Consider the following 16,436-nt stretch of genomic DNA (forward strand, 5'->3'; position numbering starts at 1 on the left):
CTGGCACCTAAGCCCCGATCCGGTGGAAAGAGGAGCTATTCAAGACAATTTTTTCATCAGCGTTGGCACAGAAATACCAAAACAATAATAAAAAAACATTGGCGGGCTCCTGCTCACGCTCGCGACCACTTAGACAAAAATGAAAAAGTATCCATTTCATGCGGCCTCCAAGGAAAGAGATGACTTTTTCGGACTGTCCAGTAAGTGGAGTTGCATCAGCCGCCTAATTAATTCGAAAAAATGCTTTGTTAAGGGTGACCCATAATAAATTCAACGACCGCTTGCGGCCATCGAAATGAGAAGTTGACACCCAGGGGTAAACAGAATGCTACTCTGCAGTTTCCGATTCAGCGCCAATCAACTAGTGCCAAAAACCGTTGGCCTATTTCTTCTGCCCGCGTGCTGTGTCTGTTCTGCCGATGAGTTATTTATCCCGGATTCCCATGAAACCCTGAATATGGAATCCGGCAGTCTGTTTTTTTCCGACAGTGCATTTGCAATGGATAATGAAGCCCTGCTCCAGTCCGCCGAGTACTTGCGCACCAATAGTATGAGCAACGTACAGCGACGCCTGAATTACCAGTGGCTGCAGATGCACACCAATCCTGATAAGTTTAAGCCCCTGAAAGGTGGCAAGGCATTATCCAAAATCCTGCGAATGGGTCTAGAAACGTACAAGACACAGAACTCCCGCGCCGCACGTACAGGGTTGCTCCGTTACACCAACAACGAGGGCAAGATTGGCAGCTCGGTGGACTACGGCATCTCTCTGTCCGACGACAAATTCAAGTTCTCTTTTGAGCTGGAGTTTTAGGGAGCCCCTGAACTCAGGCGCGCTACCTCTCCTTCCCCGTTTACAGGTTTGTTAGAATCTCCGCCACTTAAAACCGGCGGAGATAACCGTGAGTAGCTCGAACACCCCCAAATCCTTTCCTGAACTCCCTGTTGCCGGGGTGGGTCCACGCCTGGCCGCACTGCTCTACGACCTGCTGATACTGATGGGCCTACTGGTGGTTTACGGCTTTATCGCGCTGATGGTTGTCTCTACCGTGGTGGGCCTCAACTGCCAGCCCGCGGCAAATGACTACAACCCCTGTGTCAGCGGACCATTCTTCCAGCTGGGCGCTCTAGCGGTTATCGTAGGGTATTACTTCTGGTCCTGGAGGGCTGCGGGTCAAACTGTGGGGATGCGCGCTTGGCGTCTGCTACTGGCGAGCCCAAACGGAGCCCAGCTCACTTGGCGCCAGTGCATCCTTCGCGCCATCGTAGCGCCGCTGTCTATTGCTTGTTTGGGACTCGGTTACTTCTCTGCCTGGGCCAGATCCGACAAGGCCACGTGGCATGACCTTATCTCCGAATCCGAGGTGCGCGTACTTCCCAAGAAGCCTAAAAAGTAGAAGGCCTGGGGCCCTAACGGGCCCGCTGCAATAGATACCATCCCGCGCCAAAGCACAGCAATATCGGTAGTAGCACCGCGAGGAAAGGCGGGAAGCCAAATACCAAGGAGGACGGCCCCAGCATATCCTGGACAAACTGGAACACCAGGCCAACCACCAATCCGGTAAACACACGCAGTCCGGTGCTTACTTCCCGCAGAGGGCCAAAAATAAAGGAAATCGCCACCATCACCAGACTGGCGATAGTGAGAGGCTGCAATACCTTTTTCCAGAACTGCAGCCAGTAGCGACTGGAGTCTTCACCCTTGCGATCGAGGAATTTGCCGTAAGCCCACAGATTGCGCGGTGACAGATCCGCAGGCAAAGGCACCACCAAAGCGAATAACTCTGGCGAAATCTCCGCCTTCCATTCGGTCGTAGGCAGCGCCTCACTCTCGGTATGCTCACCGGTGAAGTTAGTCGTGCGGCTATTTTCCAGCTCCCAGCGCTTGCCATCAAAATGGCCGCGCTCAGCAAACTCCACCTGTTCCAGCTCTCGATCGGCACCGAAGTGATAGCGGGTAACACCGTAAAGTTCACCATCCGGCAGTGCTGCGTTGAAGTGAACAAACTCGCCGCTGTCTTTCAGCCACAGACCGCTTTCCAGACCGCTCGCCTCCAGCTCACCCAATGCCCGGGCTTTGTCACTCTCGGCAATTACATTGGTCTTGGGAATAACAAATTCTGCCAGGCCCAAACCCAGTAAAATCAGCAGCATAATGGGCTTCATCACCGCCCAGGTAATCCGACCGATTGAGACTCCAGCAGACCGCATAACGGTCAGCTCACTGGTACCTGCCAATGAACCCAGCCCCACCAGACACCCAACCAGGGCGGAAAAGCCCAGCTGTTCATAGATACGCGCCGGCAATGTCCAACCCACATACTTCAGGGCATCGATAAAGCCGAAATCCTTCTTCAGCTCCCCCAACTGGTCCACTAATGCAAAGACCACAGTGAGGCCAAGAATAATCATCAGTGCGCCACCCACAGCAACAATAACGGTGCGGGCGATATATAAATCGAGCTTACTCACCTGGCGACTCCTTCACACCCTCGGGCAAACGCTTGGGCGGCGCCTTGCGCCAATTTCTTCCCGCTAACAACAGCAAGCCGAGCAATAAGAACGGCGGGTGAACCAGCCAAATCATTGCCGGATTGGAAATCTTGCCGTCCTCAATCGCCCCCCTGACACCCTGCAGGATTACCAGGTAGGTGATATACAGCAGAATGGCCGGGATCATCTTCGCAAAACGCCCCTGGCGAGGGTTGGTACGGGATAAGGGCACTGCGAGTACTGCAACCACCAATACCAATATCGGAAGACTGAAGCGCCAGTAGAGGTAGGCCCGCTGTTGCGGATCATCACCTTTAAGGAGATCCAGGGTTGAAGCCGATTCCATCTGGTCCTGCAAGCGGCTGCGCTCGCGAGGCACCTCTAGAATCACCGAGTAACTGTCAAATTTCATCTGGCGGTATTCCCGCTCACCGGGAACACCCTCATAGCGAAAACCGTCGCGCAGTACCAAATAGCGCAGGCCTGTCTCAGGATCTATCTCCTGTACACCTTCACGAGCACGGATGACAATCTGCTGGTCTGCCTCAGTTTCCTCTTCCGCACCACCCAACTCAGCCAAGAACACCCCCAACATGGTGGACTTGTCTTCGCTCAACGCATCGGCGTAGTAAACCGCGCGGCCGCCCTGGGAGGACACAAATCTCTTTGGTACCAGGTGATCAAATTCGTTGCGCGCCTTTTCTGCATTTAACAGGCTAGTGGAACGCTCCATACCCGCCGGAGAGAAATACAGGCTCATGGACGCCACCACCAGCGCCAGCATCAGTGCTGGAATCATGGTATAGCCCAGCAAACGCCAATCGCTAAAGCCGCAGGCGTGCAGAACCGTCATTTCACTTTCTATATAGAGGCGGCCATAAGCAAGGAGAATCCCCACAAACAGGCCCAGTGGTAATACCAGTTCCAGGAACCCCGGCAAACGGAATCCCATCAGGGAGAACAGGATATTCGCCGAAATATCACCGGCGGCAGCTTCCGCCAGGTATTTCACGAATCGGCCGCTCATCACAATTAACAGCAAAATTGCGCTAACCGCTAGCGTGGCAAACAGCAGCTCGCGGCAGAGATAGCGAAAAATAATCACAGGGCGAACAAATTCCTTGGTGACAGCGGTGTGATGGTGTCTGAATCAAAAACGAGCAAGTTTCCCTCTAGGTACAGCAATCCATAGGCAGGCGGGTTAAACTTGTGCGACGCATTATCACTAAAAATTCTTGCTATGTCTCGGCCTAGAGACATGCAATCTATTGTCAGATTTTAAGGAAAGCGAAAAATGCAGTTCTCCGCCAAGGTTGCAGATATCAGTAAACAACGCAGTGCCTGCTCTATTATTTCAGCAGATGCCAAAAATAACCTCAGCGAAAGTGGAAAAAGCCTGGATAAATTGACCGGGGGAATGATTGCAAAAATCCTCAAGCGCGGGGACTTGGGGGCCAAATCTGGCAGCACCCAGCTGATCAATCTTATCGACGTTCCCAGCGAGCGCGTTCTGGTCGTACGCACCGGTAAAGGCACCATCAGCCAGGCGGATTTCCGCAAGCTGGCAGCCAGCAGTGCCAATGGGGTAAAGAACTTTAAAGAGGCCGCAAGCTACCTCTGCGAAGTAGAGGTTGAAGGTGCCGACAATCGCTGGAAAGCACAGCAAATTGCCATGGCCGCCGGTCTGGCAAGCTACCGCTACACCCTGTCCCGCACCGATGCAAAGCCCCTGCCCCTGGCAAAATTCACCATCCACGCTCCAGAGAAAAAGCAGCTGAAAGCTATTCAAGGCGGCATGGAAGTGGGTGCCGCTCAAGCACTGGGCAGCAATGTCGCCCGTGATTTGGGGGATCTCCCAGGCAATATCTGTACCCCCAACTACCTGGTTGCCCAGGCGAAGGCGCTGGCCAAAAAACATGCAAAGCTCACCACCAGCGTGCTGGACGAAAAGAAAATGAAAGCCCTGGGCATGGGTGCTTTCCTCAGCGTATCCAAGGGCAGCGACGAGCCCCCCGCCCTGATTGCCATGAATTACAAAGGTGGCAAGGCCAGCGAAAAACCTGTGGTATTGGTTGGTAAAGGCATCACCTTCGATAGCGGCGGCATCAGCATCAAGCCGGGCCAGGCTATGGACGAAATGAAATACGACATGGGCGGTGCCGCCAGTGTCTTCGGCGTAATGAACGCCCTGGTTGAACTGCAGCCTTCTATCAACGTAGTAGGCCTGGTTGCCGCTGCTGAAAATATGCCTAGCGGCCGCGCTAGCAAGCCCGGTGATGTTGTGACTTCCATGTCCGGCAAAACCATCGAAATCCTCAACACCGATGCCGAAGGCCGCCTGGTTCTGTGCGATACGATCACCTACGCAGCCAAGTTCAAGCCCAGCGCAGTGATTGATATCGCCACCCTCACCGGTGCCTGTGTTATCGCCCTGGGCCATCACGCCACCGGTCTCTACGCCAATAACGAAGAACTGGCCAAGAGCCTTCTCCAGGCTGGCGAAACTACTGGCGACCGCGCATGGCAAATGCCGCTGTGGGACGAGTACCAGTCCTCCCTGGATTCCAATTTTGCCGATATCCAAAACATCGGTGGGCGCGAAGCCGGTTCAGTAACCGCTGCCTGCTTCCTGGCGCGTTTTGCCAAAGACTACAAGTGGGCACATATGGATATTGCCGGTAGTGCTTGGAAGTCCGGCGCACAGAAAGGTGCAACCGGCCGTCCGGTTCCCCTACTGGTTGAATATCTACTGGGCAAATAAGTAGCCAAAGCGCACAATAGCCGCCGGCACCATCGGTGCCCGGCGCGCCGGGCGGTCCATTGATTAATGGGCCGCTTTTGTTTTTGGCAGCGTATCAATATGGCCGGGATTATTTGACCAGTATCTGTAATGACTCGCATTGATTTCTATATTCTCTCTTCCGACCAACCGGAACACGCCGATGTTTTTGCCTGCCGCCTGGCTGAGAAAGCCTTCCGCGCGGGTATGCGGGTATTAATCGCGGTGGACGACTCGCAACGGGCGGAGCAGATGGATCAACTGCTGTGGACATTTCGCGAGGACAGTTTCCTGCCCCACGCCCCGCAAACTGAAAACCAACAGGCGCAAATAGAAATTAACAGTGGCGAAGACCCCGCAGATCACCACGGCTTACTGATCAACCTCTGCTCCAAAGTACCCAAGTGGTTTAGCCGCTTTGAACGCTTGGCAGAAGTTGTGATCCAACAACCGGAACCATTAAAACGGTCTCGATTGCGATTTGGTCACTTCCGCGATCGCGGATATCCGTTACAATCCCATAAGATCAATTAGAGCCTCTAACTACGTCCGAGAGTCATGTCCGGCAAAAAAAACAAACACAAGCAACGCGGACAGCAGCGCAAGCAGCCCAGTGAATTTCTGGATGAACTTAATTCACTGCACAACTTGCTTGTCACCGACGAGAACAATGAAGAAATCCCCGTGCTCAGCCAGGTGGCCAAGCAGGGTAATCCTGTAACCCCTGAGCCCCCCACTCTTCCCACGATTGCCGACATACCAAAACCCAGTGGGACACCGGCTACCAGTGAATTTGAAGATATCGATACTTCAATGGAGGAGATCGACTTACCGATTTTGTTTTCACCGGTTGAAGAAGAGATGCTGGCCCAGCAATCTCTGTCGCTGGCAGAGTCTGACCTGGCTCTATTGCGCCCGCTTCAAGAGCTGGCTGTAGAGGATGAGGAACCGCAAGCTTCCGCAGAAACCGGGCAAATCGAAGAAGAGCCCGTTGAAGATAAACCGCTTGAAACACCGTTAGAGCAGAATTCCCGGGAAACCAAAACTGAAGATTTCCCAGAGGCCGAACCGGAGAGACAGCCCGAACCGCAGCCGGAGCCCCGGGCGGAAAACCCATTTCTGCCAAATCATATTCGCTCCCGCCTCACCGGTGGACGGCCCCTGCCAGTTGAAGAAAATACCCAAGTAACCGAAGCCCCAGTGCCCCCGGAAACAGAAGCCCCAGCAACAGTGGCACCAGCCCCTGAAGTAAAGGAAGAAGCTGAACTTCCAAGCACTGAGGCCCAAGCCGCCGAAGAAGATCCGGCCGCAGACCCTGAGCCCTCCGCCAAAGAGCGCCAGCGCCAGGAATTGATCGAACAACTCGTCGCCCAGCAGCTGCCCAAACTGGAGCGCCGCCTGCGCGCCCAAATAGAGCACGTGGTCGACGAGCTCGGCGTTTGGGATTAAGAGACGGCCTAAGGGAGCCTCTGAATAACTCCCTAAGCTCAAATACCGCCTTTTGCCCACCAGACCCCGGCGGTATAATTGCCGCCTTTTCCGCGCAGCCCGAGCAAGCACCAGACTATCCTGAGCCAAAACGCTGTGCACGCAGTCAGTTAAACACAAGGTTTCCCGCCCGCATGGACAAAACATACCAGCCCAACGCCATCGAACAGCAGTGGTACAAAACCTGGGAGGAGAACGGCTACTTCAAGCCTTCCGGGGATACTGAGGCCAAGCCCTACAGCATTATGATCCCGCCGCCGAACGTCACCGGCAGCCTGCATATGGGCCACGGTTTCCAGGAGTCCATCATGGACGCCCTGATTCGCTACCACCGCATGCAGGGAGACAACACCCTGTGGCAAGTGGGCACCGACCATGCCGGTATCGCCACCCAGATGGTGGTAGAGCGCCTGCTGGGCGCCGAAGGCGTATCCCGCCACGACCTGGGCCGCGACAAGTTTATTGAGAAGGTCTGGGAGTGGAAAGAAGAGTCCGGCGGCACCATTACCCGCCAGCTGCGCCGCCTGGGCGCCAGCCCCGACTGGTCCCGCGAACGCTTCACCATGGACGACGGCTTCTACAAAGCGGTGCAGGAAGTCTTTATCAAACTGTATGAAGACGGCCTGATTTATCGCGGCAAGCGCCTGGTGAACTGGGACCCGAAATTCCACACCGCGATCTCAGACCTGGAAGTACTAAACGAAGAGAAGCAGGGCCACCTGTGGCACTTCCGCTACCCGCTCTCTGACGGCTCCGGTCACTTGGTAGTCGCTACTACCCGCCCGGAAACCATGCTCGGCGATACCGCCGTAGCCGTACACCCGGAAGACGAGCGCTACCAGCACCTAATCGGCAAGACCATCAAGTTGCCCCTGGCGGATCGCGAAATCCCGATTATTGCCGACGAATACGTCGATCGTGAATTCGGCACCGGCTGTGTAAAAATCACCCCAGCCCACGACTTCAACGACTACGAAATGGGCCAGCGCCACAACCTCGAGATGATCAACATCCTCGATGCCGACGCCCACCTGAACGACGCAGTTCCGGAAAAATACCGGGGCATGGAGCGCTTTGCCGCGCGCACCCAGATTGTCGACGACCTGGACGCCCTCGGCCTGCTGGAAAAAGTAGAGCCCCACACCCTCAAGGTACCTCACGGAGACCGCTCCGGTGCAGTGATCGAGCCCTGGCTCACCGATCAATGGTACGTAAAAACCCAACCCCTGGCCGATGAAGCCATCGCCGCTGTTGAAGATGGCCGCGTTGAGTTCGTACCGAAAAACTACGAAAACATGTACTTCTCCTGGATGCGCGATATCCAGGACTGGTGTATTTCCCGCCAGCTGTGGTGGGGTCACCGCATCCCCGCCTGGTACGACAACGATGGCAAAGTCTACGTTGGCCGCAGCGAAGAGGAAGTGCGCGAGAAGCACAACCTGGGCGCCGACATCAGCCTGCGCCAGGACGACGACGTACTCGACACCTGGTTCTCTTCCGGCCTGTGGACTTTCGGCACCCTGGGCTGGCCAGAAGATACCGAAGAACTGAAAGCCTTCCACCCCAGCTCCGTGCTGGTCACCGGCTTCGACATTATTTTCTTCTGGGTCGCGCGCATGATGATGCTGACCCTCTACTTCAAGAAGGAAGTACCGTTTAACACTGTGTACGTGCACGGCCTGGTCCGCGATAACCACGGCCAGAAGATGTCCAAAACCAAGGGCAACGTGATCGACCCCATCGACCTGATCGACGGTATCGACCTGGAGAGCCTGGTAGCGAAGCGCACCTCCGGCATGATGGTGCCCCACCTGCGCGAGAAGATCGAAAAGCAAACCCGCAAGGACTTCCCCGAAGGGCTCGAAGCCTACGGTACCGATGCCCTGCGCTACACCTACTACTCACTGGCTTCCACCGGCCGCGATATCAAGTTTGATGTGGGTCGTATCGAAGGCTTCCGTAACTTCTGTAACAAGATCTGGAACGCCTCCCGCTACGTACTGCAAAACTGCGAAGAGCACGATTGTGGGCATGATGGCAGCACGGATTTTGAACTGACCATCGCCGACCGCTGGATTATTTCCCAGCTGCAGCGCACCGAAATTACCGTACGCGAAGCGATGGATACCTACCGCTTCGACCTCGCCTCCCAGGCCCTGTACGACTTTGTCTGGAGCGAGTACTGCAGCTGGTACCTGGAACTATCCAAGCCGGTATTGTGGGACGACAACGCCTCCGACGCAGTGAAAAAAGGCACCCGCCGCACCCTGATCCGCGTACTGGAAACCATCTTGCGCCTGGCTCATCCGCTGATGCCGTTTATCACTGAAGAAATCTGGCAGCGTGTAAAAACCCTCGCCGGTTCCAACGGTGACACCATTATGCTGCAGCAATACCCTGAGGCCGATAACAGCAAGATCGACGAGGAAGCGGAAGCGGCTGTTGCCTGGTTGAAGCAGGTTATTGAAGGCGTGCGTAATATTCGCGGTGAAATGAATATTTCCCCAGCGAAGAAAATCCCACTGATCCTGCGCGGCGGTTCCAGCCGTGACAAAGAACTGCTGGAGCAAGCCCGCAGCCTGCTGATCAAACTGGCCAGCCTCGAAGAAATCACCTGGCTGGAAAGTGGAGAAGCTGCACCAGCCTCCGCCACTGCCCTCGTAGGCGATATGGAATTGCTGGTACCCATGGCTGGCCTGATCGACGTTAAAGCCGAGAGCGCCCGTCTACAAAAAGAGATTGATAAACTCTCCAAAGAACTCGCACGGGTTGAAGGCAAACTCAACAATCCTAAGTTTGTGGACAAAGCCCCCGAAGCCGTTGTTGCCAAGGAGAAGGACAAACTCGCGGAAATGAAAGGTGCTCATGAGCGCCTGCAGCAGCAACTTGAAGAAATCAGCAACCTTTAATGGTGCTGGTAATCCGCTCCGATAAAGAACGGATCTGATTTAAAAAAGGGGGCTCTGCCCCCTTTTCTTTTTTTGATGTAAATCAAGCAACCCCTTCTTCCCCTAGTGCCTTCCGATTTTCTATCAACTTCAGAATCCGAGTATCTGCCCAATGTACCTGTATCGCTTATGGGTTTGTCAGCTCTAAAAACAACTTTACCCAAGTGGTATACAACCTAAAGCGCGCTAAAACGCTTCAAGCACCGCCCAATTTTTCAACCCTCGTAAGTACCTGATAAGAAATCAACATAATTTTCGATTGGTTTGACTGTTATTTTTTACAAAGATCATGAATGATTGAAAGCTCTAGGAAGCTAGAAAAAGTCTATTCAAGGGGGATAGAGAGTAAAGTGTTCATTCTTGCATTTGGAACAAGAGTTCAGACTTGTATGTAATTTATTGATCCCTCAAGATTTTTACGCATTTCTTCGTTAGATTGATTCCAGGGTAGCAATCATGATAATAGTGGTCAGAATGATTACTATATATAAATGTTAGTTTATAAACACGTATTAGGAAGAATATGCAAATAACAGAAATATTCTTGAAGAAACTGGATTCTTATGTCAATCCTAAGGTCGAGAACCGTGTTATTTATGGAGCACTCATATCTGGAATGAGCCTAATTATGGCTCCGAAACTTATAGCGCTGCTAAGTAGTGTTTCCATCAAATCTGAAAAATACGAGATAAACCTACAAAACAATCCGCTGGATGAACTGGGCATAATCATTGGAGCTATCCTGATATTTCTAGCGGTGTCATTGCTCTATTTTTTTAAGTTTACTAAGCGGCCAGAGCTTATCATAACAAGTGACTCTCCGTCAGCGAAACTGTGGAAAAGACACGGATATTCGTTCCAAAAAGAAACATTGATAAATCCCCTCCTTTTAAAAGACTTAGTAGGATGGCTTTCAGATAGTGGAAGGCAAATAGTTTCTATCGATATTGCTGGGGCTAATTCAAGTAATAGATACTTCGGTGAAATTGCAGAACGGGTATCTGAAGAACGAAAATTCATAGAGGTTTCGAGTGAAGACAATAGAGAGCTGTTCGGGTACGAATATCTTGGAACGTCAGAGTCTGGGATTCATGTTGTTCACGCTTACGACTCGACTGGTGGTTCTGCAACTTTCCATTGGTTACTACTACTCCAGATTGAAGAAAGTGGCATCTTAGAATACGAAGATAAAACTCCTAAAAAGAAGACAACTCCAGTTTTGAAATTGGTTGGTAGAATTAGTCTTGGTGACCGCTACAACGGTAGTGTAATTATGGAACGTGGTGTTATCCGAATAAGTAAGGATGAAAGCCATCTTCCTGATCACGTGATTAAAAAAAATAGAAAAATTATAGTGAAGTAAGGAAATAAAATAACATGGTGATGATGTTCGTTTCACCCCTTTTGGGGCTCCACCAGACGGCCTGTTCTTCGCGCAGCCCGCTGTATATCACGGCGTTAACCTTATCGCCCGGCGGACTCGACGCGCCAACGCACGCCGCTGCCTCGCGTGCTCCGCAATCTCAACCACCTCCATCCCCCAGCACCCTCTCCTTTTGGACACGTCTATAGATTTCCTCACGGTGAACGGGTAGAGATTTGGGGGCACGTATGCCTATCTTTATCTGATTACCCTTAACTTCCAATACCGTAATTGAGACGTTCGATCCAATCCGTAAGTTTTCACCCGTCCGGCGCTTTAAGATCAACATATTTGTTTCCTATTAATACTCAAACCATGCGTAGACCTCCCTTAATGGAAGGGTTTGAAAGTAACTTTTAAGGAAGTATTAGGTGGAGCGCGAGAACGGTAGGCATAGAGGTAGAAAAGGCAGACGCAACGCTTCCAGAGCCAAGGGACACGCCCCAAACTACTGAATGGACTCCACTTTATTGAAGACGAGCGGGTTTCTAGCGTATGATCCATATAGCCATTTTGATACTTGGGTTATCAATTTGGTTAGCTGGCCCCAGGTGTTAGCGCACCTTGGGTCAGCGCCTTTTACTTACTCTTACGTCACGCTACCGTTCTCCTTTGAGGGAATGGTTTTTAGAAAATTCTTGATTCTCTCGAATCTCTTTGGTCATCGGCCTTTAGAAGGCTGTTCAATAACGACCCAAATACCAATAAATATCCACCGATTTTACGCAGCTTTGACACTAAAACAAACTCCAATAAAATCCAATAAGATTATTTTTGTGCCTATATTTTTTATTGCTCACGCTTTGGAAGTTTCGGCTGTGCATAAAATTGGCTGTGAAAATTAATCCCCCCAACGGCTCCCACACTGGAATTCAGAAAACAATAGATCATCAATACCGCTGAAATGTCTTCCACATATCTACAGAAAAGATCTATCGATAAACCAAAGTAGTTTGCAGACTTTTAGGATATTACTGCGGGGTTTAGGAGCCTTTGAACAACCCAGTGATGCTTCTACTTACAGAGCGGTCACAATCAGAACGCAGCTTCGCAGGAATGTCTAGCTAGACCGTACAAGCAGTCGCAACACGGGGCATGAATCGTTATGGAAGCCCCGAAGGCGGACCACAGCTGCTGCGTTGCAACACTTGCAAAGGACTACGGCCATTCGCGGTGAAATGCACCTAATATCTGTAGCCTTCAAGATCCGCAGAGATATTACGGAGTTATTCAGAGGTACACTTGATACCTTACCCCCAATTAGACCCAACCTGATAAAGTTCGTGAGTGCTAGCTTAGGGGTTTACGATCATATTGACCGTTATATTGGGGAGCAAGAAGATAGATCTAACAAAAGTCGTTAAATCAATGGGTTAAGGACTAATGTTAAAATTGAGATAGTAGTCAAAGTGATCGCTTTTCCAGTTTGTACACACGTGTCAGATTACTTTAAGTCTACAGTATTAAATAGAAATTTAGGCTGTGGAGTAGAAATTGATTCTGAGATAATAATCATGACAATAGTGGTCAGAATTATTATTACTATATAGCTGCTAAGCAAAATATGTAGAGACTATTTGGATGAATGAAAAAAGAAAACAAATCCTTAGATCAATTTATCGAGATTTGCTACTTTCCGCCGGGTTAGATCCGGATGGCCGATGGTGGGAAGAAGATGAAGTTCAGCACTTTGCAGGCCTAGAAAAACGAGAAGAAATAATCGCTTTCCAATCTATATTTAATGTAACACGAAATCATCTCGCGGAATTGAAAAGTAAGAAAGAAAAAATATCTGTCTTGAGCGATTATTCACAAGCTGCTATTGAATTCGCAAATAGCGGTGCATCATCAATATGTGACGCTTCGGGGTTTGCTGGTTTTGGAGGCAGGCCAATTTGGTTTGCAGCAATTTCACTGATTGAAGATGAATTTAATGCTTCAAATAATTTAGATGAACGTCAAAAATATATAACGGAAGTCTATAGTGCATTTATGTCATCAGAAATTGATTTCAACCCTAGAAATCAGTCGTCATATACTGGCTTGGCGTTAAAGGCTGGGCGCTATGGTTTTGCATCCTTGCTTATAGCTAATGATAAATATGCAAGCTCTTCCCCCGAACCAATCTGGCAATTTGTGATTAATTCTTCTAAGCAACCGAAACGTGTGGATATGCTTTTGAAATTAATGGATAAACTATACGAGCTTGACGAAGAGGTAGATAGGTTGGGCAGTCATTCTGGTCGTTCTGCGTTGATGCAGGCTTCGGCGTATACTGCGATAGAACAAATTAACTGGCTCCTGGAACGCGGTGCAGATATTAATAAGCGTGATATACGAAGTGGAGCTACACCTTTAATGCATGCGCTTAATCGATACTTTGGAGTCAGTGATAATAATACAAGAAAAAGACTTCGAGAAACGATCGACCTTCTAATAAGTCAAGGTGCTGATATTTCAATGTGTGCGTACACAGGTCAGGACTTTGGAGTTTTAATTAGAGATACGAAAGCGCTCAAGCCTGCAGATAAAAAGCACTTCCGAGAGATGTGGAAAACTTATAAGAAGAAAGGTGCAACTAAGAATAAACGTGTTCTTTCTGACGATGAAATATCTCCAGATCTTATAAAGAAAATAAATATGCAGGGAGAGTTTCTGTTACACCCATGGAATGTTCTTCTTGAAACATTCTTTGAAATACTGAAAGCGCATAAAATTAGTAGATTTACAGATGAGGACATCTTTCATTATTTAAACCCTAGTTACCACGGGGTAAATTTAGATGGCACTAGAAAAATTGACCTAGCTTCCATTAATCATTGGTTAACTAGATTCGTTTGTAGCTGTGCCAGATCGAATGTTGAATTGCATTGCTCCTCAGAAGGTGTATACAGTTTTTCTTCAACGGAAGGTCAAGCGCGACTTAGGCTTTTATAAGTATCAATGCCTAAATCGGGTAGCCGGTAGTTTCTAGCTATCGGCCCCCACACCACCCATCAGCACAGGTTATCTTAGCGGTATGCAGTGGAACTACTATAGGTGGGACGATGAGAGCACTTAAATATATAGGCCTTATATTGGGTACACTCTTAATCTGGTTAATATTGATTGTTGTTACACGACAGCTGGCTTATGACGTGCTCAGCTTTCTAGCTGCTAGCATCACTAATAGTTGTGCATATGGGTCGTCATACTCGTGCGGATATTTTGAATGGGATAAAGAACTTAAAATAGCATCGTACGTTACTTATACGGTTCTTTTCATATTGTTAAGCTATGTTTCGGCAATAATTTTGAGAAGTGGCAAATCAAGAGAAATAAAAATTTTAGCTGTTGCCTGCTTCATTTTGTCGTTTCCAACCTATACAAGCTGGGGGGTAGCTTCAATTTGTGGCGGTTTTGGTGGTTGTGCAACAGGTTACTATATAGATGTAGTTGTTCCGTTAATTATGACCGCTGGTATTTTTACTTTACCTAGCATTTTAATGGCCATTTTTATTGTCTGGGTGTATATGCGCATAAATAAACTATCGATTTAAATGCATAAATCAGGTAGCCGGTAGTTTCTAGCTACCGGGCCCCACACCACCCATCGTACGGGCCCACAATGGGCGGTTCCCTATCCGTAATGAATCTCCGAAGATCTAGGACAGCCAATGACTGGAGGGTGGTGCCGGCAATAGAGCTAGCTCCCTCTCTGGCGGCTCTTTCTCTTTGGTTTACAGGTAAAGGAGATTAAGTACTTGGAATTGGTCTTCAGGCTATTGGGATCGCTGTTTTTCGATTAAAGGGCGGTAATCGTGCTGTTGAGTACTTGAGGCCGGGGTAGATTAGCAGGGCGTAGATGAGAGGAGGCGCCGACAGTCGCTTATACCGTGTACCCAGCGCTTATCGAGTTGAGCACAAACTTTTTGTACAACCTCTACCGATCCCACCAAGCCTTTAAAGCGACTTTCAAAGTTCCGGCTGAAATAAAGCCAGTGCTTGGGTGAAATGCCGAGTCGCTCCAGAATAGGAGGTATGTTTTCGGCAATACAACCCCGTTTTCTTGGGTCTAAATGCCGGCCGCTCCAGTCCACTAACTCCAAATAGTGATCCAGCTGGAAAGGAAGCCCTTTCGGCATATTCAAACGCTCACCGCCGACAAACGGAAGTAGATTTTTGGGCTGCTTACCTGAGACTGCCGCACGAATACGCTGTTGAATCGAAGTGTAATCAGACTCTTCAGGTGTCTGGGCAATATTGGCACGGATGGGGTTAAGGTCTACATAGGCCATACAGGCGGCGAGTGCTCTTTCATCCAGTAAAGCCTGAGACTTGAACCGGCCCTCCCAAAAGCGGCCTGTACAGTTGTCTTCAGCATTGGCCTGGCGGGCGATGGATTCATTTAAACAGCGCATAAACCAGCTGATATCCATTAGACGCTCCCGCCATAGGGAAACGACCTCTTTTAGCCTGTCTTCCTCAGCGTGATCGAGAGTATCGCCCTGAAGATAGCGCTGGGCCAAGCTAGAGGCTTTGAAGAGTTTTTTCCAGCGAGTAATTACCTCTGTAAGAGACCACTTGTTAGCTGATTTTGTGTCGATATAGAGCACTATATGGTAGTGATTACTCATTACTGCATAGGCGGCAATATCTAGCGCAAACACCTCGGCTAACTTATGCATACGGCTTTCAATCCATTCGCGCCGATGCTCGTAATCTTTTCCGGATTCAGTATCTCTGCCACATAGAAATGCACGCCGTACACAGCGGGAGACACAGTGATAGTACGGTGTTGCATCAAGAGATATCTGGGTGCTTCGCGGTAGAGTCATCGGCTGCACGCGCATTTGCATGTATAAAAATACAGTATTTTGTGGAATTTCAATCTTTTGTCAATAGGGATGGCGGTTTATACTTTCTATTTCGTTGGTGCCCAGGATTAACACCTTAGCCATTACTGACCGAGGCGCTACTATGTCCCACCACTTTTTCCTACCCCCATCTTGGGGGCTAGCGAGTTGGGCCTACTTATGAGTCAGCAGCCACGCTGACAACTTCACAGCAGCAAGCTAAACAGACCTCCCCAGATAAGACCGTGAACTTTCACTACACAACTGCATCATTGACTCTACCCGTTAGATCACCCGGCGTTGCAGTTGCCATCCGCTAGTAGTTAGCATTTAATGGGACCCATTAAACGGTGATCTTCCTACAGGGGAATTTCACCCCATTAGTTCACGCCCACGCTGGGCGTACCAAACGCATGTTGTCGGACTGGTTTTCCGCTGCGCTCCAATTCAGCCGCAAATACGGGCGTTAG

At 50.0% G+C, this 16,436-nt stretch carries 14 protein-coding genes; 9 read left to right on the forward strand and 5 right to left on the reverse strand.

Annotated features, from left to right (window positions below):
- Positions 1–7: 7 nt before the first annotated feature.
- A complete protein-coding gene (locus ACJJI6_RS11930; protein WP_413664650.1) occupies positions 8–160 on the reverse strand; it encodes a hypothetical protein in 153 nt (50 codons plus the stop codon).
- Between the two features lie 165 nt (positions 161–325).
- On the opposite strand from ACJJI6_RS11930, the gene ACJJI6_RS11935 reads away from it, so the two are divergent.
- Together ACJJI6_RS11935 and ACJJI6_RS11940 are read left to right on the forward strand one after the other, a co-directional pair.
- Positions 326–814, forward strand: a complete 489-nt coding sequence (locus tag ACJJI6_RS11935) for a hypothetical protein (protein ID WP_475710571.1) — start codon at positions 326–328, stop codon at positions 812–814.
- A gap of 88 nt (positions 815–902) precedes the next feature.
- Complete coding sequence (locus ACJJI6_RS11940) at positions 903–1,397, forward strand: RDD family protein (RefSeq protein WP_475710573.1); 495 nt, start codon at positions 903–905, stop codon at positions 1,395–1,397.
- A gap of 13 nt (positions 1,398–1,410) precedes the next feature.
- Here ACJJI6_RS11940 and lptG read toward each other — a convergent pair whose 3' ends face one another.
- Together lptG and lptF are read right to left on the reverse strand one after the other, a co-directional pair.
- The gene (lptG, locus tag ACJJI6_RS11945) at positions 1,411–2,472 is read right to left on the reverse strand and encodes an LPS export ABC transporter permease LptG (RefSeq protein WP_475710575.1); all 1,062 of its coding nucleotides are present in this window, start codon (positions 2,470–2,472) and stop codon (positions 1,411–1,413) included.
- The gene (gene lptF, locus ACJJI6_RS11950; RefSeq protein WP_444926901.1) at positions 2,465–3,598 is read right to left on the reverse strand and encodes an LPS export ABC transporter permease LptF; all 1,134 of its coding nucleotides are present in this window, start codon (positions 3,596–3,598) and stop codon (positions 2,465–2,467) included. Before lptF ends, lptG begins: the two co-directional genes overlap by 8 nt.
- A gap of 189 nt (positions 3,599–3,787) precedes the next feature.
- Here lptF and ACJJI6_RS11955 point away from each other — a divergent pair, with 189 nt between their 5' ends.
- The 5 genes from ACJJI6_RS11955 (at position 3,788) to ACJJI6_RS11975 (ending at position 11,071) form a co-directional block, all read left to right on the forward strand.
- Positions 3,788–5,254: a leucyl aminopeptidase gene (locus tag ACJJI6_RS11955; RefSeq protein WP_444892960.1), complete on the forward strand. Its 1,467-nt coding sequence runs from the start codon at positions 3,788–3,790 to the stop codon at positions 5,252–5,254.
- Between the two features lie 129 nt (positions 5,255–5,383).
- Complete coding sequence (locus tag ACJJI6_RS11960) at positions 5,384–5,806, forward strand: DNA polymerase III subunit chi (RefSeq protein ID WP_108732077.1); 423 nt, start codon at positions 5,384–5,386, stop codon at positions 5,804–5,806.
- A gap of 24 nt (positions 5,807–5,830) precedes the next feature.
- The gene (locus tag ACJJI6_RS11965; protein ID WP_475710577.1) at positions 5,831–6,721 is read left to right on the forward strand and encodes a hypothetical protein; all 891 of its coding nucleotides are present in this window, start codon (positions 5,831–5,833) and stop codon (positions 6,719–6,721) included.
- A gap of 173 nt (positions 6,722–6,894) precedes the next feature.
- Positions 6,895–9,669 carry a valine--tRNA ligase gene (locus ACJJI6_RS11970; RefSeq protein ID WP_475710578.1) on the forward strand — a complete coding sequence of 925 codons (2,775 nt, stop codon included), beginning with the start codon at positions 6,895–6,897 and terminating at the stop codon, positions 9,667–9,669.
- A gap of 562 nt (positions 9,670–10,231) precedes the next feature.
- Positions 10,232–11,071: a hypothetical protein gene (locus ACJJI6_RS11975; protein ID WP_444926897.1), complete on the forward strand. Its 840-nt coding sequence runs from the start codon at positions 10,232–10,234 to the stop codon at positions 11,069–11,071.
- A 160-nt stretch (positions 11,072–11,231) separates the two neighbouring features.
- On the opposite strand, the gene csrA is transcribed toward ACJJI6_RS11975, so the two are convergent.
- Positions 11,232–11,420 carry a carbon storage regulator CsrA gene (csrA, locus tag ACJJI6_RS11980; protein ID WP_475710581.1) on the reverse strand — a complete coding sequence of 63 codons (189 nt, stop codon included), beginning with the start codon at positions 11,418–11,420 and terminating at the stop codon, positions 11,232–11,234.
- A gap of 1,292 nt (positions 11,421–12,712) precedes the next feature.
- On the opposite strand from csrA, the gene ACJJI6_RS11985 reads away from it, so the two are divergent.
- Positions 12,713–14,068 carry an ankyrin repeat domain-containing protein gene (locus ACJJI6_RS11985; protein ID WP_444926895.1) on the forward strand — a complete coding sequence of 452 codons (1,356 nt, stop codon included), beginning with the start codon at positions 12,713–12,715 and terminating at the stop codon, positions 14,066–14,068.
- Positions 14,069–14,178: 110 nt separating this feature from the next.
- Entirely contained in the window at positions 14,179–14,670 is a 492-nt protein-coding gene (locus ACJJI6_RS11990) for a hypothetical protein (RefSeq protein WP_445360274.1), read from the forward strand.
- A gap of 291 nt (positions 14,671–14,961) precedes the next feature.
- Here the strand turns inward: ACJJI6_RS11990 and ACJJI6_RS11995 are convergent, their stop codons facing one another.
- Positions 14,962–15,948 carry a transposase gene (locus ACJJI6_RS11995; RefSeq protein WP_444894993.1) on the reverse strand — a complete coding sequence of 329 codons (987 nt, stop codon included), beginning with the start codon at positions 15,946–15,948 and terminating at the stop codon, positions 14,962–14,964.
- Positions 15,949–16,436: the final 488 nt, after the last annotated feature.

The organism is Microbulbifer maximicatervae (SeqCode) (genome assembly GCF_056232625.1).